Source organism: Brevibacillus fortis, from assembly GCF_003013395.1.
GTDB lineage: Bacteria > Bacillota > Bacilli > Brevibacillales > Brevibacillaceae > Brevibacillus > Brevibacillus fortis.
This window is the reverse complement of the sequence record NZ_PXZM01000038.1, coordinates 103,182-123,347: the sequence shown is the minus strand read 5'-3', so window position 1 is coordinate 123,347 and position 20,166 is coordinate 103,182. Positions and strand designations below refer to the sequence as shown.

22 protein-coding genes and 5 tRNA genes are annotated in these 20,166 nt (G+C 45.1%); 21 read left to right on the top strand and 6 right to left on the bottom strand.

Annotated elements, in window-relative coordinates:
* Positions 1–34: 34 nt before the first annotated feature.
* The 12 genes from C7R93_RS22865 to C7R93_RS22810 all read left to right on the top strand — a co-directional run bounded on the left by C7R93_RS22865 (position 35) and on the right by C7R93_RS22810 (position 7,242).
* A tRNA-Asp gene (locus C7R93_RS22865) sits at positions 35–111 on the top strand.
* A 31-nt stretch (positions 112–142) separates the two neighbouring features.
* Positions 143–218: transfer RNA gene (locus C7R93_RS22860), tRNA-Phe, on the top strand.
* Positions 219–223: 5 nt separating this feature from the next.
* Positions 224–299: transfer RNA gene (locus tag C7R93_RS22855), tRNA-Lys, on the top strand.
* A gap of 41 nt (positions 300–340) precedes the next feature.
* Positions 341–416 (top strand) — tRNA-Gly (locus C7R93_RS22850).
* A gap of 186 nt (positions 417–602) precedes the next feature.
* Positions 603–2,246, top strand: coding sequence for a tetratricopeptide repeat protein (locus tag C7R93_RS22845; RefSeq protein ID WP_106840970.1), 1,644 nt, complete (start codon positions 603–605; stop codon positions 2,244–2,246).
* A 64-nt stretch (positions 2,247–2,310) separates the two neighbouring features.
* Entirely contained in the window at positions 2,311–3,270 is a 960-nt protein-coding gene (trxB, locus tag C7R93_RS22840; protein WP_106840969.1) for a thioredoxin-disulfide reductase, read from the top strand.
* Between the two features lie 235 nt (positions 3,271–3,505).
* Positions 3,506–4,387 carry an RNase adapter RapZ gene (rapZ, locus tag C7R93_RS22835; RefSeq protein ID WP_106840968.1) on the top strand — a complete coding sequence of 294 codons (882 nt, stop codon included), beginning with the start codon at positions 3,506–3,508 and terminating at the stop codon, positions 4,385–4,387.
* A gap of 78 nt (positions 4,388–4,465) precedes the next feature.
* Positions 4,466–5,476: a gluconeogenesis factor YvcK family protein gene (locus C7R93_RS22830; RefSeq protein WP_106840967.1), complete on the top strand. Its 1,011-nt coding sequence runs from the start codon at positions 4,466–4,468 to the stop codon at positions 5,474–5,476.
* Between the two features lie 8 nt (positions 5,477–5,484).
* On the top strand, positions 5,485–6,432 hold the full coding sequence (gene whiA / locus C7R93_RS22825) for a DNA-binding protein WhiA (RefSeq protein WP_106840966.1): 948 nt from the start codon (positions 5,485–5,487) through the stop codon (positions 6,430–6,432).
* A gap of 49 nt (positions 6,433–6,481) precedes the next feature.
* Positions 6,482–6,739 carry an HPr family phosphocarrier protein gene (locus C7R93_RS22820; RefSeq protein WP_048034964.1) on the top strand — a complete coding sequence of 86 codons (258 nt, stop codon included), beginning with the start codon at positions 6,482–6,484 and terminating at the stop codon, positions 6,737–6,739.
* Positions 6,740–6,857: 118 nt separating this feature from the next.
* A complete protein-coding gene (locus tag C7R93_RS22815) occupies positions 6,858–7,040 on the top strand; it encodes a hypothetical protein (protein ID WP_106840965.1) in 183 nt (60 codons plus the stop codon).
* On the top strand, positions 7,030–7,242 hold the full coding sequence (locus tag C7R93_RS22810; RefSeq protein ID WP_412679425.1) for an H-type small acid-soluble spore protein: 213 nt from the start codon (positions 7,030–7,032) through the stop codon (positions 7,240–7,242). Before C7R93_RS22815 ends, C7R93_RS22810 begins: the two co-directional genes overlap by 11 nt.
* 112 nt (positions 7,243–7,354) lie before the next feature.
* Here C7R93_RS22810 and clpP read toward each other — a convergent pair whose 3' ends face one another.
* Both clpP and C7R93_RS22800 read right to left on the bottom strand, forming a co-directional pair.
* A complete protein-coding gene (clpP, locus tag C7R93_RS22805) occupies positions 7,355–7,957 on the bottom strand; it encodes an ATP-dependent Clp endopeptidase proteolytic subunit ClpP (RefSeq protein WP_007720441.1) in 603 nt (200 codons plus the stop codon).
* Positions 7,958–8,088: 131 nt separating this feature from the next.
* On the bottom strand, positions 8,089–8,310 hold the full coding sequence (locus tag C7R93_RS22800; RefSeq protein WP_167402497.1) for a hypothetical protein: 222 nt from the start codon (positions 8,308–8,310) through the stop codon (positions 8,089–8,091).
* A 214-nt stretch (positions 8,311–8,524) separates the two neighbouring features.
* On the opposite strand from C7R93_RS22800, the gene C7R93_RS22795 reads away from it, so the two are divergent.
* The gene (locus tag C7R93_RS22795; RefSeq protein ID WP_106840963.1) at positions 8,525–8,992 is read left to right on the top strand and encodes a copper amine oxidase N-terminal domain-containing protein; all 468 of its coding nucleotides are present in this window, start codon (positions 8,525–8,527) and stop codon (positions 8,990–8,992) included.
* Between the two features lie 214 nt (positions 8,993–9,206).
* The gene (locus C7R93_RS22790) at positions 9,207–10,427 is read left to right on the top strand and encodes a branched-chain amino acid ABC transporter substrate-binding protein (protein WP_106840962.1); all 1,221 of its coding nucleotides are present in this window, start codon (positions 9,207–9,209) and stop codon (positions 10,425–10,427) included.
* 250 nt (positions 10,428–10,677) lie between these two features.
* Here the strand turns inward: C7R93_RS22790 and C7R93_RS22780 are convergent, their stop codons facing one another.
* Together C7R93_RS22780 and C7R93_RS22775 are read right to left on the bottom strand one after the other, a co-directional pair.
* Positions 10,678–10,812, bottom strand: a complete 135-nt coding sequence (locus C7R93_RS22780; RefSeq protein WP_106840960.1) for a DUF4023 domain-containing protein — start codon at positions 10,810–10,812, stop codon at positions 10,678–10,680.
* 35 nt (positions 10,813–10,847) lie between these two features.
* Positions 10,848–12,716, bottom strand: coding sequence for a PAS domain-containing sensor histidine kinase (locus C7R93_RS22775; RefSeq protein ID WP_106840959.1), 1,869 nt, complete (start codon positions 12,714–12,716; stop codon positions 10,848–10,850).
* Positions 12,717–12,911: 195 nt separating this feature from the next.
* Between C7R93_RS22775 and C7R93_RS30405 the strand changes: the two genes are divergently transcribed.
* Entirely contained in the window at positions 12,912–13,067 is a 156-nt protein-coding gene (locus C7R93_RS30405; protein WP_167402496.1) for a hypothetical protein, read from the top strand.
* 75 nt (positions 13,068–13,142) lie between these two features.
* Here C7R93_RS30405 and C7R93_RS22770 read toward each other — a convergent pair whose 3' ends face one another.
* A complete protein-coding gene (locus tag C7R93_RS22770; RefSeq protein ID WP_106840958.1) occupies positions 13,143–14,159 on the bottom strand; it encodes an ABC transporter substrate-binding protein in 1,017 nt (338 codons plus the stop codon).
* 230 nt (positions 14,160–14,389) lie between these two features.
* Between C7R93_RS22770 and C7R93_RS22765 the strand changes: the two genes are divergently transcribed.
* The 5 genes from C7R93_RS22765 to C7R93_RS22745 all read left to right on the top strand — a co-directional run bounded on the left by C7R93_RS22765 (position 14,390) and on the right by C7R93_RS22745 (position 18,358).
* Positions 14,390–15,406, top strand: a complete 1,017-nt coding sequence (locus C7R93_RS22765; RefSeq protein WP_106840957.1) for a FecCD family ABC transporter permease — start codon at positions 14,390–14,392, stop codon at positions 15,404–15,406.
* Entirely contained in the window at positions 15,399–16,439 is a 1,041-nt protein-coding gene (locus tag C7R93_RS22760) for a FecCD family ABC transporter permease (RefSeq protein WP_106840956.1), read from the top strand. Before C7R93_RS22765 ends, C7R93_RS22760 begins: the two co-directional genes overlap by 8 nt.
* Before the next feature lie 371 nt (positions 16,440–16,810).
* Positions 16,811–17,293 carry a hypothetical protein gene (locus C7R93_RS22755; RefSeq protein WP_106840955.1) on the top strand — a complete coding sequence of 161 codons (483 nt, stop codon included), beginning with the start codon at positions 16,811–16,813 and terminating at the stop codon, positions 17,291–17,293.
* Positions 17,294–17,336: 43 nt separating this feature from the next.
* On the top strand, positions 17,337–17,822 hold the full coding sequence (locus C7R93_RS22750) for a hypothetical protein (protein WP_106840954.1): 486 nt from the start codon (positions 17,337–17,339) through the stop codon (positions 17,820–17,822).
* A gap of 53 nt (positions 17,823–17,875) precedes the next feature.
* Positions 17,876–18,358: a hypothetical protein gene (locus C7R93_RS22745; RefSeq protein ID WP_106840953.1), complete on the top strand. Its 483-nt coding sequence runs from the start codon at positions 17,876–17,878 to the stop codon at positions 18,356–18,358.
* A 113-nt stretch (positions 18,359–18,471) separates the two neighbouring features.
* Here the strand turns inward: C7R93_RS22745 and C7R93_RS22740 are convergent.
* Positions 18,472–18,546: transfer RNA gene (locus tag C7R93_RS22740), tRNA-Arg, on the bottom strand.
* 243 nt (positions 18,547–18,789) lie between these two features.
* Here C7R93_RS22740 and rpoN point away from each other — a divergent pair.
* Complete coding sequence (gene rpoN / locus C7R93_RS22735; protein ID WP_106840973.1) at positions 18,790–20,163, top strand: RNA polymerase factor sigma-54; 1,374 nt, start codon at positions 18,790–18,792, stop codon at positions 20,161–20,163.
* Positions 20,164–20,166 lie beyond the last annotated feature (3 nt).

The following is a 20,166-nucleotide window of genomic DNA, read 5'->3' as shown; positions in this document are numbered from 1 at the left end:
CGTATTCAGTTTTGAAGGAACAAGCCTTCTATATGGAGCTGTGGTGAAGTTGGAGTTCACGCCGGTCTGTCACACCGGAGGTCGCGGGTTCGAGTCCCGTCAGCTCCGCCATTCTTATTCAAGAGTGGCGAACAAAGTATATGGCTCGGTAGCTCAGTCGGTAGAGCAGAGGACTGAAAATCCTCGTGTCGGCGGTTCGATTCCGTCCCGAGCCACCATGTACGAGCCATTAGCTCAGTTGGTAGAGCATCTGACTTTTAATCAGAGGGTCGAAGGTTCGAGTCCTTCATGGCTCACCAGTTTTTTTAATCGGACAAAATATGAATAGTTGACAAGATATGCGGACGTAGCTCAATTGGTAGAGCGTCGCCTTGCCAAGGCGAAGGTCGAGGGTTCGAGACCCTTCGTCCGCTCCATTTTTGTTCATAAACACCACTTGCTATGGGCCAGTGGTGTTTCTTGCTTTATTTATAGAGTGGTTCAAAAGTCGACTTTTTGAACACTCATTTGATCAAACACTTTAAAAGACGAGTCAGCTTGTAGGGTGCCGATGCTTCTGGTACGATACTTGGAGTGTAAGCTCCTACGATGTTGGAGGTTTTATGAAACATAACAAAAGTATTTTGAAGAGAACGACTGTCGTTGACTTTAAGCAAGATGCCGCTTTTTTTGTTGACCGGGGAATGCGTTGTTTAAATCGGTACGACTATGATAAAGCATTACGTTCATTTCGCCGAGCAGTTGAAATGGAGCCGACGAATGCAGAATGCCATTGCCATTTAGCTAGTGCTTTAGCTGAAACCGGACAGTTTGAATCGTCGAATGAAGTCCTTTATGAAGTGATAGAAAAATGGGATCCAGCCATGACAGAAGTGTATTTCTACATGGCGAACAACTATGCCAACTTGGAAGATTACCATATGGCAGAAGAAATGGCTGTTCGTTATTTACAAGAAGATAGCACCGGACCGTATCGGGAAGATGCCGAAGAGCTCCTCGACTATATTTACTTTGAGCTGGACATGCCACCACGACATTTCCTCCCAAGTGAAAAAGAGGACGTATACAGCAAACACGAACGAGCTCGTCGTAGTCTGGAAGAGGGACGTTTCCTGGAGGCTCTGGATACCTTAAAAGAAATCGTCGAGGCCGATCCTGACTTTTTGCCGGCGTGGAACAATTTGTCTCTCGCCTACTATTATGCTGGGGAATTCCAGAAGGCGATGGAGACAATCGAAGAGACGCTGGATAAAGAAGAAGGAAACCTGCATGCCCTGTGCAATTTGGCAGTTTTGCTCTCCCATCACAATCAAACAACAGAGCTGTTGAGCTTGATTGATGTGCTGAAAAAGGTCGTTCCGTTCCATCCGGAAAATACCTATAAGCTCGCAACAACAATGGGAGTGCTCGGTCAGCATGACGAAGCGTATTTCCATTACCAACGAATGCTGCGAAATGGACGGCCGCATGAAGCGTGCACGTACCACTATGCTGCGATCTCAGCTTATTTGAGCGGGAAAAAGGATCAGGCACTGCGCTGGTGGCAAAAAGCCAAGCAGTTAGATCCAGAAGCAGGAATCGCAGATCAATACATTCAAATGGTAAAAAACGAACAAGAAGGGGAGACTATAAAACCGATCCCCTACCAATACAATCCGACCCAACGTGATGTTTCTTGGGAAAAGGCTTCATTCACGGGAGTGGAAGATTTTAAAACAGACCCGATGATCCGCGCCTCTCTTCTTTGGGCTTTGCAGCATGGACGCGACGAAGTCAAATTCGCGGTGCTGCAAACGTTGTCCCTGATTGGAGACGACGAAGCTGAAACAGCGGTCCGTCAATTTTATTACCAGACGGACAATCAACAGCTACAAAAGCTAGCCTTGCTGGCTTTGGCTGATATGGGTGCAGAGATGCCGGAAGAAACACCAGCTGGCACAAATGGCATGCCTAAGTCGGACGAGCTGGAAAGCAGTGTAGAAGAAGGCATACGTCATTATTTGCTCTCGCAGGGCAATCAAGAGGCTGGAGAATGGTGCCTTGATGTATGGCGTAAGCATCATGAATATGCCCAAAGTCGTGTACAAGTGCGAAAAGAAGTAGCGTGGGTCGCAGCATTGGAATATGTATACGGAACGATCACGAACGAAAAACAGTCGCAAGCCCTTCTTGCTCAAAAATACGGCATTTCTGCCGCTACTTTGGCAAAGTGCGTCAAAGTTTTGTCCACACTTGATTTTAAATAGATTATTACATTATAATTAATTTAAATAAGGAAACAAAACTGTGTGAGATGAGGAGGCAACAAGCATGAGCGATCAAAAAATTTATGATGTCATTATCGCCGGAGCTGGCCCTGCCGGAATGACGGCTGCTGTATATACATCCCGTGCGAACATGAGCACATTGATGCTGGAGAGAGGAATCCCAGGCGGTCAAATGGCCAACACGGAAGATATCGAGAACTACCCTGGCTTCACTTCCATTCTTGGCCCTGATCTCTCTACAAAAATGTTTGAACATGCACAGCAATTCGGTGCGGAGTATGCATATGGCGAAATCAAAGAAATCCGTGATGAAGAGCCGTACAAACGCGTTATCACAAGTGACAAGGAGTACTTGACCAAATCTGTCATTGTGGCGACTGGGGCAGAGCATCGTTTGCTCGGTGTACAAGGCGAAAAAGAATTGTCCGGCCGTGGTGTTTCTTACTGCGCGGTTTGCGACGGTGCATTTTTCCGCAATAAAGAACTGGTGGTTGTGGGTGGAGGAGACTCCGCGGTGGAAGAGGCTGTATTCCTTACTCGCTTCGCTTCCAAAGTGACGATCGTACACCGTCGTGATCAGTTCCGTGCACAGAAGATCCTGCAAAAACGTGCTTTCGATAACGAAAAAATCGAAGTGATCTGGGATACAGAACTAAGAGAGATCCGTGGTGAAGGCAAAGTACAAGCGGTGCTCTTGGAAAACGCCAAAACAGGTGAACAAAAAGAATTCCCAGCGGATGGGGTATTCATCTACGTAGGTATGGACCCATTGACTGCAAGCGTACGTCCACTGGGCATCACCAACGACGCAGGCTACGTACTGACAGACGAAAAAATGAACACCAAAGTAAAAGGTGTTTTTGCAGCAGGAGATGTACGCGAAAAAATGCTGCGTCAAGTCGTGACAGCTACTGGAGACGGTTCTATCGCTGCTCAATCTGCTCAGCACTATGTAGAAGAGCTGAATGAAAAGCTAAAGGAACAAAATGTCACAATCTCTTAACCTGCTTGTAACATGGGTGAAATAATTCAAAGGTAATCTATAGACAATGAATTGACCCCCTTATCTATATAAACAATTGTTGCGTGGCTGGCATTCAGTCACGCATCTTTTTTTCTAAAAACGCTTGTACGCCTGTTGAAGACGTCATTGGAAAAACAGGGGAAGCAGTTCAAAAAGGTGCGAATAAGGTGGACAATATGGTATGCTATTGTCAGAATCGTAGGAGGCGAGTTGCGTGACGGAATTGGGAAACGACAAGGCCATGAATCTCCTGATTATTACCGGAATGTCAGGTGCGGGAAAGACAGTTGCTGTACAAAGCTTGGAGGACCTGGGTTTTTTTTGTGTAGACAACCTACCCCCTGTACTGATTCCCAAATTTGCTGAGTTGGTCAAACAGTCTGGTGGGAGTATTGAGCGAGTCGCATTGGTGATTGACTTGCGAGGGCGTGAGTTTTTTGAAAATCTAGCCGTAACCATGGAGAGCCTCAATCAGATGAATGGATTATCGTACCACATCCTTTATCTGGATGCGAACGATCAGACATTGGTTTCCCGTTATAAGGAAACACGTCGCAGACATCCGCTTTCCCCGAACGGTTCCCCTTTGGAAGGAATTCACGCTGAGCGCCGCTTGTTGGAGGAAATGAAGGGCTGGGCGCATCAGATTATCGATACGAGTCAAATGAAGCCAGTTCAGCTTCGAGAAAAAATCATCAGCCAATACGGTCAACAAGGATCACCACTTACGATTAATGTATTGTCGTTTGGTTTCAAATACGGCGCACCGATAGACGCTGACTTGATGTTCGATGTCCGTTTTTTGCCTAACCCGCATTATGTGGAGGATTTGCGTCCGAAAACAGGATGTGATCCAGAAGTGGCAGAGTATGTGATGCAGCACAAGGACACAAAGGAATTTTTAGAAAAGCTTACAGACTTTTTGGGGTACACCCTGCCGCATTACCAGCGAGAAGGAAAAAGTCAACTTGTGATAGGAATTGGATGCACCGGTGGCAAGCATCGCTCGGTGGCCATTGCAGAACATTTGGGAGAAACCTTTGGTAAAGATTTTTCTGTCCGTGTCAGTCATCGAGACATGGAAAAGAACAAATGAGCATAAGATGGCAGGAAAGACTGAAGCGTGTATAAAAAGCCACCTGTGGTATATGTATTAGAACTAATGAGGTGACATATGCCTACTAAGGGAGTCGGGAGGCTACAGTCAAGGCCATTACGGTTAGTCGTCATTGGCGGAGGAACGGGTCTGTCCGTCCTTCTACGCGGTTTAAAACATGAGCCGGTGCATATCACAGCGATTGTTACCGTAGCAGACGATGGGGGAAGCTCTGGACGTTTGCGTGAAGAAATGGATATGCTTCCACCTGGCGACATTCGAAACGTTTTGACTGCTCTGGCCGATACAGAGCCGTTGATGGAAAAAGTTATGCAGTATCGTTTTTCCACAGGCACGGGATTAGCAGGGCATAATTTGGGAAATCTATTACTTGCAGCGATGAATGAAATCACTGGAGATTTTGTCACCGCAGTCAAAACATTAAGCGGGGTTTTGGCAGTGCGTGGAGATGTATTGCCTGCTTCCACGCAATCGATTCAGTTGAAAGCGGAAATGACAGATGGATCTCTCGTAATCGGAGAATCCCAAATACCGTTGACTGGCAAAGAAATCAAGCGGGTGTTCCTCGATCCGGAGGACGCTGTTCCTCTGAGCGAAGCCCTGATGGCTATTGCCGAGGCGGATGCCATTTTGATTGGGCCTGGCAGCTTGTACACGAGCATCCTGCCCAATATATTAGTACGTGGGTTATTTGAAGCGATTACACGCGCACAAGCCCCGAAAATCTACATTTGCAATGTCATGACACAACCGGGGGAGACAGATGGTTTTTCTGCATCCAGACACGTGAATGTTATGTATGAACATGTAGATAGACCATTTCTGGATACGATCATTGTCAATTCAGCCGAGCTGCCTGCCCATGTATTGGACAAATATGCGGAAAAGGGAGCAGCTCCTGTCCGATGTGACTTAAAGAAATTGCGCCAGCTCGGTTTGCATGTGGTGGCGAAGCCGTTAGTCACATTTGAGGATGGTTACCTACGTCATGATGCACATGCTGTCAGCAAGCAGGTTGTGTCACTCGTCAAACGAAGTCGGAAGGTGCTGAAGATAGAGAAGGAGTAGTGAAGTCGATGTCATTCGCCGCGCATACCAAAAAAGAACTTACCATGACGGAGGGTGCCGATTGCTGCAGCAAGGCAGAGCTCTCAGCCTTGATTCGGATGAATGGAAGTCTGCAGTTTGGAGCCGGACGACTGGTGCTGGATGTGACAACAGAGAACGCGGCGATTGCCCGACGCATTTACACGTTAATCAAGAGGTTGTTTCAGATACACGCTGAACTGCTGGTTCGCAAAAAAATGCGTCTGAAAAAGAACAACGTCTACATTGTGCGTATTCCGAATAAGGCCAATGAGATCTTGCAAGACTTGGGGATAATGGATCAAAGCCTGTCGTTTATCCCAGGAATCGCTCCTGATATCGTGAAAAAGTCCTGTTGCCGCGCTGCTTATTTGCGGGGTGCTTTTTTGGCGGGGGGATCGGTTAATCATCCAGAGGCATCCAGCTATCATCTGGAGATTTTCACTTCCTATCAGGATTTTTGCGAAGCATTGACCAAGATCGCCAATCGGTATAAACTAAATGCCAAGTGCATCGAGCGGAAAAAAGGGTATGTTCTCTATATTAAGGAAGGCGAGAAGATTACAGAGTTTTTGAGCTTGATTGGGGCTCATCAGGCACTTCTGTATTTCGAGGACGTCCGAATCGTAAAGGACATGCGGAACTCGGTAAACCGTTTACACAATTGTGAAATCGCCAACATAAACAAAACGGTGAATGCAGCCACCAGACAAATGGAAAATATTCAGCTCATCGATCAAGAGATGGGATTGGAGAATTTGCCAAAACGTCTGCGCGAGGTCGCGGAGCTCCGATTGGTTCATCCTGACATCAATTTGAAAGAATTGGGCGAGATGGTGCCGAGCGGAGTAGTGAGCAAATCGGGCATTAACCACCGCTTGCGAAAAATTAACGAAATCGCTGACAAAATACGAGAAAAACAAAATATTTCGATGTAGATGCATGATATACTAAAGGATAATAGTCTACAAGTAAGGAGGTCCATTCATGGTTCAACAGCAGGTCGTGGTTCAGTTAAAGACCGGTTTGCAGGCTCGTCCAGCAGCCTTTTTCGTACAAGAGGCTAACCGTTTTGCATCCGAAGTATTCGTAGAAAAAGGCAACAAAAAGGTCAATGCGAAAAGCATCATGGGTATCATGAGCCTCGCAATCAGCTCTGGAACGGAAATTACCATTTTGGCAGAAGGGCCGGATGCCTCCCAGGCAGTCACCAGCCTTACGAATCTGGTAAGCAAGGAAGAATAGAGTCACGAGAGACACTTTTCCATTTAAGGGAGGTGTCTTTTTTGTTGAGGTCCATGTATCAATTCCCTTCGTGCAGGGCATTTCTAACCATGTATATTGCATGAAGGAGGAATGAGACATGAGTAACCGTGATACGTGTTACGAAGGCCGCGATTGTTTTGATATGGACATTGACCGGATGATTAACGAGGGACTAGGGGGCGGGATCGTTTCCGATCAGAACGGCCTGATTGAAGAGACGAGTGTAGACACGATGACAGGGGCATCGTCAGCCAAGCAGGCTCTTGAAAATGAGCAATAGGGAGCCGGAGCCGCTTATGAATGTAACGAGAGCACAAGCCATTATGAGCTCCGACGACCATATCAAAGTTGAGTACGAAGGACAAGCCGTTTGGATCGATGCTGTAGACGAAAAAACGTCAACAGCACGTGTGCATGAGGAAAAAAATCCAGGGCATAGCCGGACGGTCTATGTCAGTCAGTTAATGGAAGTATTACAATGATCCATCGAAAAAGCCGAGCAAACCAAGGGAAGCCTCTTGGTGTTTGCTCGGCATACAAAAAAACACTCGGCCAGTAGTCAGGCACGAGTGCTTCTTTTTTACGACGTAACTCTTATTTTTTGGAAGACGGTTCGGAAGTGATTACTTTGTCAATCAATCCGTACTCTACAGCTTCTGCGGCAGAGAGGAAGTTGTCGCGATCGGTATCCTTTTGGATGCGCTCCAAAGGCTGTCCAGTGCGTTCAGCCAGAATGGTGTTCAGATGATCACGCATCTTCAAAATACGTTTTGCGGCAATCTCAATGTCGCTCGCTTGTCCTTGTGCGCCACCCAATGGTTGGTGGATCATGACTTCACTGTTTGGCAGAGCAAAGCGCTTGCCTTTTGCCCCAGCAGCCAGCAAGAATGCTCCCATGGAAGCAGCCATTCCGATACAAATGGTGGATACATCAGGCTTGATGAAGTGCATAGTATCGTAAATCGCCATACCAGCAGTAATAGAACCACCTGGGCTGTTTATGTACAAGTGAATGTCTTTCTCCGGATCTTCCGCCTGAAGGAACAACAACTGTGCCACAACGATATTGGCTACGGTGTCGTTGATTGGGGTTCCCAGAAAGATGATGCGGTCTTTGAGCAGTCGGGAATAAATGTCGTAAGCACGTTCCCCGCGATTGGTCTGTTCAATGACAGTTGGAATTAAATTCATATGCATCTAGTCTTCCTCCTCTCTTTGTAACAATATCATACACAAAAGGTCAATGAAGGTCAAACACATAAGTGCGCTCCCTCACTACCATGTTTGCCAATTTCCCTTTGTCTAAACCTACTCCAAAAAGAAATCATTCATTCCTTGGAATTCTCATCAGCTTCGGTCAAATCGACGGCGAGTTTCAGCGTGGCCTTCATCTTTTTTCCCTTGATGATTGTATACTCATCGACTTGTTTGGATTGCAGCTGATTAATGGCTTCCGCCAGCTCCTGTTGGTCTCTGTATGGTTCGATGGTCAGTAAGCATTCATCGTCACTAGCCTCTTGATAAATGAGAAAAAAACGTTCCCCTGCCATGGCAAGCCTCACTTTCGAAAGTTATCCACAATGTTATGCACAGGTTGTGCACAAAAACATTTGTTCGTGGGATATATTTTTTTTCCTTAGTCTGGTCATGTTTGGGGAGAGAATTACATAGGAAATGTATGGAATATAAAAGAAGGAAAAAGTTGATTTGTGTCGAACCTTACAAAATTGGAATTCATTTCATGATATTTAAGGGGTGTTTATTATGCTTCGCAAGTTTTCGACAATGATGCTGACAGCAGCTCTTCTAACAGGGAGTGTAGCGGCAACAGCTGCGTTTGCCCAAACTGCTTCTGCACCTGTACAGCAACAAAAAATCAAGGTTCAGCTAAACGGTAAGGAGTTCCCATTCCCACAAGAAATCGTTACTGAAAATGGTGTTGCGTATGTTAATTCGAGTACATTGGCGATTGCTTTGGGTGGTACTGCAGCATGGGATAGCACGACCAAATCTCTGCTGATTGCCAAAGACAACCAGTATGCACTGCGCATGTACGAAAACAAAAACTTTGCTTATAAAAACGGCAAAGAAACCAGTGTAGCAAATCCGCCACGTCCAGTGACCGGAGCAGTACTCGTTCCGCTCGTATTCATCGCTCAAGAACTGGGTGCAAAAGTAGAGTACAATGCAAAAACACTCACTTACAAGCTGAGCATTCCAATTAATTCCTAAATAAATGGTTTCTTCTCATCAAGATAGCCACTTCTATGCGTAGAAGTGGCTATTTGCTTCATGCAACTTGTGTTACACCTCTATTAGCAGACAGCGATAGAGGTTTTTTGATTGATTCTTCTTTCAATGATTTCTATTGCAAATTTTCTAAAATATCCTACAATAAGATTGTGATTCATAGTTTGCTCATAAATAAAGAGGGGGATGTTTTGCTATGAAAAAACAGAAATCATTGTCGATACTGGCTGCGACATTTGCTCTGAGCACATTGCTCGCGGGCTGCGGTGGAGGTACGGGTACTGGGAGCGCGACACCACAGCCGAGTAACAATAGCGGAGGAAGCACGGGCGGAGCTACTGAAAAGCTCGTGATTGCTGTAGTTGGTCCGATGTCTGGACAGTACTCCGATTATGGAAGCACAGCAAAAGCTGGTGCGGAATATGCCTTGAAAGAAAAGTTGGAGGCATTCAAAGCACTTGGCTTTGACGTTCAATTGTCCGCTCAAGACGACCAAGCTGACCCGAAACAAGGGGTAGCAGTCGCGCAAATGTTGATTTCGAATCCTGATGTAGTCGGAGTAGTAGGCCATGCTACAACAGGTGCTTCAATTACAGCAGCAGCGCAATACGAGCAAGAGAAGCTCGTGATGGTATCTCCTTCCGCAACGGGATCTGATTTGACTGAGCAAGGCAAGAAGATCGTACACCGCATTTGTGCGCGTGATGATCAACAAGGCTCCAAGGCCGCTGTTTTTGCCAAAAATCAGTTGAATGTAAAAACGGCTTTCGTCATGCATGATAAGGCTGCTTATGGGCAAGGTCTTGCGGAAGAAGTGAAAAAGCAATTTGAAAAAGACGGTGTACAAGTTCTCGGCTTTGAAGGGGTAACAGCAGGAGAGAAGGATTATAGTGCGATCATGACTCAAATCCTTGCGAAAAATCCAGAGATGATCTACTTCGGTGGATATTACTCTGATGCAGGGATCATCGTGAAGCAAGCACGTGAAAAAGGCTTCAAAGGTGTCTTCATGGGTGGCGATGGCTACGACTCCGCTGACATGGTGAAAATTGCTGGTGCGGACAATGCCAATAACGTAGTCTTTACTTCTACTGTTGGCGATATTGGTGCTACCGAAGAAGGTAAGAAATGGATCACTGACTTCGAGAGCGCGACTGGCAACAAGGTAGGGATCTTCACTTCGTTTGGTTATGACTCCATGGGCGTTATGCTGAACGGTCTGGAAGAAGCGATCAAAGCAAACGGTGGCAAAAAGCCAACTCGTGAACAAGTGCTGGAAGCTGTTCACAAAACCAAAGATTACAAAGGTAAATTCGTCAACGTAACGTTCAACGAAAAAGGCGACAACGACTTTGCTTCCGTATACGTGTACAAGTATGAAGATGGCAAGAAAGTATTCATGGGTGAAGCGAAGTAATTCTTCATTATGAATGAGCTGTTTGGGACATACTACGTTTGGCATGAAGACCAGAATGAAAAGGAAGGGATTCTGATGTCAAACAATCGAAATACGAAAAATGGCGGTAACCAAGGACACAGCAGCAAGACGCAAGGCACCCAGAAGCAAAAGTCCGAAAGAGATCGTAACCTGAATAAGCAAGATCCACAATAACAAGCAAAAAACCCACCTGGCCCGGGAGTGAGCCCGCAGGTGGGTTTTTGCTTGGTTATACTCGTTGCTTGCTAGGCAGACGCTGTTCCGGATGACCATAGCCTTGATGTTGTCTGTTTCGCAGGTTTTTCGCTTGGGATTCGCGAATTTTGGCCACGAACTCACTCGTGCTCATTTTTGTGAAATCCATAGGGCACCTCCACTGATGATGGGATGTAGACCTTTCTAGGATGACCCAATTTCGTCCTGTACAATCGGCAGTGTAATCTCTACCACTGTACCTTCGTGCTCTCTGCTTTTAATTTCCAGGCTGCCGTTATGGTCTTTCATGATTTTGCTGCTGATCATGAGGCCAAGACCTGTTCCGTTTTCTTTTGTTGTGAAAAAGGGGGCACCCAGCTTGTGAATCATTTCTTCGGAGATTCCACAGCCAGTATCTGTGAGCGAAATGAGCACCTGATGATTGTCTTTTAAAGAGGTGGCAAGATGAACCTCACCATGTCCTTCGATCGCTTCGATCGCATTTTTAATGATGTTGATAAAGACCTGCTTGAGCTGGTTCTCTTCTCCTTCAATGATTGGATGGTAAGCAAATGCGGTACGGAAATCGATGTTTTTCAAATTTGCTTCCGAGCTCAATAGTGCCAAGACGCTTTCCAGCAAAGGGATGAGCGGAAGATGCTTGATTTGAATGCTATGTGGCTTTGCCAAGACTAGCAATTCACTCACAATAAAATTGATCCGGTCCAGTTCAGAGAGCATGATATCAGCGTACTGTTGGTTATCATTCATGCTCGGATAAAGAAATTGGATAAAGCCCTTCAAGGATGTGAGCGGATTGCGAATCTCATGGGCGATTCCAGCAGCCAGCTCCCCAATCACGGACAGCTTCTCAGCCTTCCGAAATAACTCCTCGTTATTTCGGCGTTCTGTAATATCCCGCGATACGATGATAAAGCCATCACAATCTCCCGTTTTTGTCAGGATGGGGGTACCCTTTGATTCGAGAACGATCCATTTGTTATTTTTCGTTTGGAAACGGAACTCGCATATCTTTGGTTCTTGGGTCGCCAGCAAATGATGAAAGTGGTCAATGACAGTCTGGCGATCTTCTGGATGAATGTCAGCAAAGGTGAGCTGACGGCAATTTTCACTCGTTTCGATTACGCGTGAATGAGAAGGGGAGAGATAGAGGATATCTCCGTGTTTGTCTGTAATTAGAATGAGATCATCTGTGTATTCCGAGATGATTTTGTTCGTTTTCTCGCTTTTAAACAAGGCAGCCTCAGAGTATTTGCGTTCCGTGACATTACGCGAGACTAACATAATGTTTTGGACGTCCCCTTCCGCGCTTAGAATGGGGATACCACGTGTTTCGAAGGAGGCCTCACTTCCATTCTTATCCATACAGCGCATCTCGAAATGGACGGGTTGTTTTGTTGCCATGATCTCTTGAAATTTGTCCTGGAACAGAGGGATATCTTCTGGATGTGTGAGTTGCAGATTGTTAGGGGAGGTAACCTCGGCTGGAACAAATCCCAATTGCTCGATTGATGGGGATGCATAGATGCGTCGCATGGATAAATCATAAATCGTCACGATATCCTGGGTATGATCGATGAGGAGACGATATTTGGCTTCGGTTTGACGCAAGGCCTCTTCAATTTTTTTGCGATCGGAAATGTCACGGGTGATGCAGGAAGCTCCAATAATTTTTCCCGTTTCGTCTTTAATCGGAGCTGCAGACAGAATGACATCCATCTTACTGCCATCTTTTCGCTGCCTGATCGTTTCATAATTGGTTAATAAAACACCCATGCTCCTGACCGCATCAAATAACTGTTTGGTCTCACTTCTGTACTCGTCTGGAATAAAGCAAAGCGGTGAAGCGTAAATCTCCTCCATGGACCAACCGTAGTATTGCTCAAAAGCATGATTTACCAAGACGATATTGTTATCGAGATCACTAATCGAGATGGCATCCGTCGTAAAGTGAAAAAATGCTTTTAATATTTGATCTGGAAACAACACTTGTGTGAGTTCCTTTTTCGATCGTTTCTTTTTCCATGAGAAAGGGGTATTAAGCTTGTTCATCAGATTTCCCCCGCATAGTCTATCAAGTATTTGAATGAGATAGCGTTGTCGTAACTATTCGAGATATAGGAGCCATTTTCCTATCAATTAATTTGGAATAGTTTGTTAGTGCATAATGAATGGTTATGCATGAAGGTTCTGACTCGCATGGAAATCAGCTATAATGAGAGTTAGAAAAAAATCGGGGGTGTATGCATGACAACGGGTTTTATCGTTGCGTTGGTGCTTATTTTTATCATCATCATCGGTGCGACGATATTGGTTACAAACAAAGCTTATTCGCGTAAACCTGAACAAATAGATCCGATTCTGCCCAGTAAGGATACGGGGAATAAGGAACTCGATCAATAATGCCATGAGGCAAAAGAAAAGGAGTGGTTATCTTAACCACTCCTGCTTTATTGACGGTATCGGAAAGTATATTACCTACAGTTTGGAGAAGCGTTCTACGATGTCATCAACAAGTAGTTCAGCAGAAAGAATACCGCCGCCTACGTTCCAGATCACTTCGTCAACTTGGAATGCTTTGTTATTTTTCGCTACATTCAGCTTTTGATAGAGCGGATCTTTCATCCATTCCTCGGTGTATTTATTGGCAGATCCATCACCGGAATAATCGCCGATCCAGTAAAACATGACGTCGCCATCCATTTCAGCCATGAGCTCTTTTGGAATGTCTTTTTTAAACTCATCGATGTCTTGGGAGGCTGGTCGAGCAAAGCCGAGTTGACTCAGAACGACGCCAGAGAAAGTATCTTTCAAGTAAAGACGAGTTCTGCCTGCTACGAAACGAACGACAGAGACTTTTGTTTTCGTCTTGTCACCAAGCTTTCCTTTCGCATCTTCAATCTTCTTATCAAAATCAGCCATCAGCTTGTCGCCTTCAGCCTTTTTGTTCAGAGCTTCGGAGTAAAGGGCAAAGTTGATTTTCCATCTGCCTACGAGATCCTCAGAGAAGACGGTTGGGGCAATTGCGGAAAGCTGAGCGTATACCTTTTCTTGCCCTTGGCGTCCTTTTGTTCCCAGAATCAGATCTGGCTTCAGGCTGGCGATCAGCTCAACGTTTGGTTGGTTCTCGTCACCCAATTCAACTGCGTCCTTCATTTTTTCTTTAATATGTGGATGCCATGGATCACCAGGTTTACCCAGACCACTCATGACAGCCCCAACTGGCGTAATCCCTAATGCGAGAACGGCTTCTGTGCTTTCACTGGTGAGAGCGACGACACGCTGAGGAGTCCCTTTTATTTTTGTCGACCCCATGAAGTGTTTTACTTCTCTCTCTTCAGTCGCTGCCGGTGTAGGTGCTGGTGTAGTTGATGATGCCGCTGGAGTAGAAGAAGACGAGCTGGATGAAGGTGTTGCTTGTCCTCCGCAACCTGTTACGAGCATCACAACGGACAGCATTGCCCCCAGCATCAAACGCAAGGAAGTTTTGCGCATGATGGAAAATCCCCCTTTTAACTGATAATGATTATCATTTTTCTCCACTACTGTATATGCTTATATGACGATGTGTCAACATATTTTTCCAAGTATGATAATAAAAATCAATATCATTGACTTGCCTTATCTCCAAGCTTACACTGATTGGTGGGAGAAATTAACACCGTTCCTTACCATATATGAAATAGACAGAATAGGTAGAATGCAACTGAAAGAAGGGGACAGGCGTGAATGTGATTTTGTCCAGTTGTCTGCAAAAGACTACTGTACTCTTTATAGGATTAGTCGTCTTAGCTGTGGTGATGGTAGCTAGCATTCTTTTCGGAATCAATCAGTATTCGCTCACTACCGCAGTAGAGGCATACACCCAATTCTCAGGTTCGGAGGAACATTTGATTATTACGACTTCCCGAATGCCGCGTACACTGACAGCGGTAGCAGTGGGGAGCAGTCTCGCTGTAGCAGGTGTTTTGTTGCAGGCGTTGACTCGCAACCCTTTGGCTTCCCCATCGCTTATCGGTGTGAACGCTGGAGCTGCAGCAGCTATTGTGACGACAATTGCTGTTTTTGGCTCGCAATTCCCGGTGTCGCAAATGATGTGGGCAGGGTTTATCGGAGCGGGTGTAACTGCTGTGCTTGTGTACGGGTTGGCTTCCGCTGGGCGGGGAGGCATGACTCCGATCAAGCTGACACTTTCGGGTGCAGCAGTAGCTGCTTTTGCTTCGTCTGTGACTTCTTTGTTCATGCTGCTGCAAGAAAAGACGATGACCGAGGCGTTTTACTGGTTAATTGGTTCCGTGGAGGGAAGACAGCTCGATCATCTTTTCATGATTATTCCTTATCTGATTGTAGGCTGGTTAGGCGCTATGCTACTGACCGGCTCATTAAACTTGATGGTACTTGGTGATGATGTAGCGACTGGCCTTGGCCAAAAGATTATCTTGGTAAAAGCTACAGCGATATTGATCGTGGTGCTCTTGGCAGGTGGGAGTGTCGCGCTCGCTGGACCGATTGCATTTGTAGGCATCATCATACCGCATCTTTGCCGTTTTTTAGTCGGCCTTGATCATCGATGGTTGATTCCATATTCGCTTGTCTTCGGCGGAGCTTTTCTGGTTTGCGCTGATTTGCTTTCTCGTCTTGTATTGATGCCTATGCGTTTGGAAGTACCAGTAGGCGTAGCAACCGCCATGATCGGAGTGGCTTTTATCATTCCGCTGGTCAGGGGGAGGGCGTATGCATAGACATATAGTCATTCGGACCAAAAAACCGGCGCTCTCGTTTCATGTAAATAAGCGGGCGTTAGGAATTAATTTCATCCTATTTTTGCTGTTATCTGTTGTGATTGTATTGAGTATTGGCTTAGGAAGTTTGCATATTCCTGTGTGGGAAGTCATCAAAGCTTTTGTGGGAGCGGGCAGTGAACAGAATGAATTGATCGTGCTCGATTGGCGGTTGCCTCGCGTTGTCGTTTCGGTCATGGTGGGGGCTTCCCTAGCAGTATCGGGGGCCATCCTGCAGTCCTTGGTGCGAAATCCGTTAGCTTCGCCTGATTTGATCGGGACTACAGCAGGAGCAACGGCAGCAGCAGTTGCATTTATCACATTCGCAAAAGATGTAAGTGTCCAATGGATGCCATTAGTGGCCTTGATTGGTGGATTATTTACCGCTACGCTTACGTATCTAACTGCGTGGAAGGAAGGGGTCTCTCCTTTTCGCCTCGCGCTTGTCGGTGTATGTATCTCAGCAGGCATGGGGGCTTTGACCATCTTTTTTCTGGTGATCACCCAAACCCACAAAGCCTCAAACGCACTCGGGTGGATGACTGGAACGGTGTACGGTATGTCTTGGGTAAATGTCATGACGTTGCTTCCGTGGACGGTTTTGTTTCTCGTGGCTACGATTTTCCAAATTCGTTATTTGAATGCGCAGGAGCTCGGTGATGATATCGCCAAAGGCATCGGCGTAGCGATTGATAAGAAACGGTTGCTCTTGATTGCGATCAGTGTGGCACTGGCAGGTGCCGCGGTTGGTGTGGCGGGAGGAATCAGTTTTATCGGTTTGATGGCTCCACACATTGCGCGCAGGCTAGTTGGCTCTGCGTATGGCTACTTGCTCCCGGCTTCCGCTGTTTTAGGCGGGATGCTCGTCGTTTTGGCTGATTTAATTGGGCGAACGGTGTTTTTACCGCATGATTTGCCAGCAGGGATTTTTACCGCAGCGATTGGAGCGCCGTTTTTTGTTTATCTGTTGTATAAAACGAGGAATCATCAGTAGGTAATCGAAGTGTGTTTATCTATAGTTGAGTGAGAACCCTGGAGGAAAGTAATGCTCCAGGGTTTTTTCGTATTCACCATTCAGCAATTTATTACAAAATATTACAAATATCGAATTTACAAAACGCTTTAAATATGGTAAACATTAGTAGAGTTTACAATTATGATAATCGATGGAATTAATCGTGAAGGGATTTCTTGTGCATGGTCCCCCAAATATATGAGGAATAGCAAAAATCGATAAATGTCGAGTTTATTCTTGCTTAATCACCAAATTATTGCAAAATTTTACAAAACTAATATTTACAATTGAGTTATAAAATGGTAAAAAATAATAGTACCTATTATCACAGCTTTTGGAGGGATTTATTCGTGAAAAAAGTCGTAGCAAGTCTATTGAGCCTGTCACTCGTATTATCTGCTTCTGTATCTGCACTGGCTGCAGAACCTGTAAAAATCTCGAAATCATCTCAAAAAGCTGCCTCGGCAAATGATCCTTATGAGCCAAATGATGATCCTGCATTTGCTTCCTACATCAATTCGAATGTTTCATATACTTCAGCGATCTCTCACAATAAAGATTTTGACTATTATAATTTTTACGCAAAACCAGGTGAAATTAAATTTGCATTAAGTAAATTATCTTCTGACTCTAAGGTTGTAGATATCACTATCTTTACACCAGATATGAAGACGTTAAAGTATGTGAATGGGAAGGCAAACATTAACTTCTCAGCAAACCTCCCAGTGGAAGGAAATTATAAGATTCTAATTGCCCATTACGATGGAGGTTTTAATCCAACGATCCCAATTACGCCAATTCCGTACACATTCAAAGCAATATTTAATCAGTAATAAAAAGTTACTCGATTAATTGATAAAAGGGGAGCGATTGCTCATGAAAAAAGTTGTAGTTAGTTTGTTGACCCTCGCAGTAGCTTTATCCGCATCTGCTTCCGCATTTGCAGCAGAACCAGCTAAAAATATGAAGTCTTCCCAAAAAGCTGCTGCTTCGGTGACCGATCCATATGAACCAAATGACAGTCCTGCATTTGCTCCTTATATTAATGCGAATACCGCATATACTGCAGCGATTAATCACAATAGAGATGCTGACTATTTTAATTTTTATGCGAAACCTGGAGATTTTACATTGGCATTCAGTAGATTATCTGCAAGTAACCACACGATTGACATCTTGGTGAGAAAACAAGGCGGAGAGACAATAAAAAGCCAATTTCGTATTAAGGGCAATACAACTTTATCAGTAAATATCCCAGAAGAAGGGAGTTATTACATCTATATTGTATCCGCAGATGCAGCTTTCGATTCGACCCCAATAACTCCTATGCCTTATACATTTAAAGCCATTTTTAATCAATAAGATCACTTACAAATACTCACAATTCCGTACCAAGTTATTAGGAGGCAACATTCATGAAAAAAGTCGTAGTTAGCTTGTTGACACTCGCAGTAGCTTTATCAGCATCTGCTTCAGCATTTGCAGCAGAACCAGCTAAAAATATGAAGTCTACCCAAAAAGCAGCCGCTTCTGTAACCGATCCATATGAACCAAATGATAGTGTTGCATTCGCTCCATATATTAATTCGAATGTTTCATACACAGCTGCGATTAATCACTATAGAGATTCTGATTATTTTAATTTTTACGCAAAACCAGGAAAGTTTAATTTTGCATTCAGCACCCTGTCATCAAGTTCTGAGCCGATTACAATCTTGGTGAGAAAGCCAACAGGAGCGTTTCTACATAGAGTTGTTACCAAAGGTAATACATCTTTTTCAGTAGATATCCCGGAAGAAGGCCAGTACAGCATTTATCTGGGGACGCCAAATGCAATATTAGATAATAGACCAATAGAACCAATCCCTTATTCTTTCAAAGCTATTTTTAACCAATAAATGTAACGCAAGAAAAACAGTCCTTAATCGGGCTGTTTTTTTGTTTTCATCTGGGATTCAACATAAAAAAGCGACCTCTTGAAATCCAAGAGATCGCTTTTTGTTTGCACGTATGGTACGCCTGAAGGGAATCGAACCCCCGCACATGGTTCCGGAGACCATTGCTCTATCCACTGAGCTACAGGCGTATATTGTGACGACAACTTTTATTATAAAACATCGAGAATCTCAATGCAAACGAAAAAAAGTAGTTCAACGTAAAAAAACTAGCGATAAGGTAAGCGAGAGTGAAAAAGTCCTTTGGTGAAGATCTTTCGACATTTTTTGTGCTCTGCTTCATCAAATTGGCAGGAAAATTGCATGAGAGAACGAATATAATGAAAATAAAGAGTCATCGAGCAGCAAGAGCAAGTGCGAAGGAGGCGAGCTTCATGAACATGGGATTGGGGTTATTTCAAGAACAAACACTGAAATTAGTGATGACGCCGGAACTACGCCAAGCGATTACCATATTGCAGTATTCAGCCATTGATCTCATCTCCTATTTGCAGGATCAGGCAAATGAAAATCCTGTTTTCGACCTTGAAGTGGCTGGAGAAGTCGCTTCTGCAAAAGCAGAGAAACCAGCTCCTGAGATTGACTGGAAAGAAATTGTGGGCAATCGTGCGACAGGTGAGTACCCTTCGTCGAAAAATGAAAGCACTTACAATCCGCTGGATTACGTCCAGCAAGGTGCGGAAACGCTGTACGAACATCTGGAGCGACAACTCGGCTATGTAAAAGGATTCTCGTCGCTGCAAAAACAGATCGCTCTCTTTTTGATCGGGAACCTGGATGAGAAGGGATATTTGGAGATTACTCTGGAGGAAGCGAGTGCGCGCCTAGGTGCTGAAGTGCTCGAGATTGAGGATGTATTGTCCGTTTTGCAGCATTTTGATCCGGTAGGAGTAGCTTCACGCAGCCTAGAAGAATGTCTTTTGCTGCAGCTCGGGCATTTGGCCCTCGATGACGAAAAGATCGTTCAGGTCGTTCGCAACCACCTGCAAGATTTAGCGGACAATCGCTATCAGCGGATCGCAGACAAAATCGGCTGCACGCCACAAGAGGTGCAGGCGATGGCAGACCTGATCCGTACGCTGAATCCGCGCCCAGGGGCGGCCTTTTCCACCGTAGAGACAAGATATGTCATTCCAGATGTGACGGTAGAGAAAGTCGGGAATGATTATGTGGTATTGGTCAATGATGTCGCTGCACCGCGGCTGAAAATCAATAGCTTCTATGAAAAAATGCTGAGCCAACAAAAAAGTCAGGATGAAGCCAAACAGTTCATTCATGATAAGCTGAATGCCGCTATGTGGTTGGCAAAAAGTCTGGAGCAGCGCCGCATGACGCTCATGCGCGTAACGCAGGCCATTCTCGATATGCAACGGGAGTTTTTTGATCGGGGGATTCATTATTTAAAGCCGATGACACAAAAGGAAATAGCAGAGCGGGTTAGCCTGCACGAATCGACGATCAGTCGGGCAACCAGCAACAAATACGTTCAGACACCGCGCGGAATTTTTGAGCTGAAGTATTTCTTTACGTCAGCACTCTCTACTTCCAGCGGGGAAGCGACTTCTTCTGAGAGTGTGAAGCGCAGAATCAAAGCGCTGATCGAGCAAGAAGATCGTAAGTCTCCGTTATCTGATCAAAAGCTGGGTGAAATGCTGCTTACAGAAGGGATTGAAATCTCCCGCCGCACGGTTGCCAAGTACCGGGAAGAGATGCTGATCCCATCGTCTGCGAAACGAAAGAGGTTTTAATAG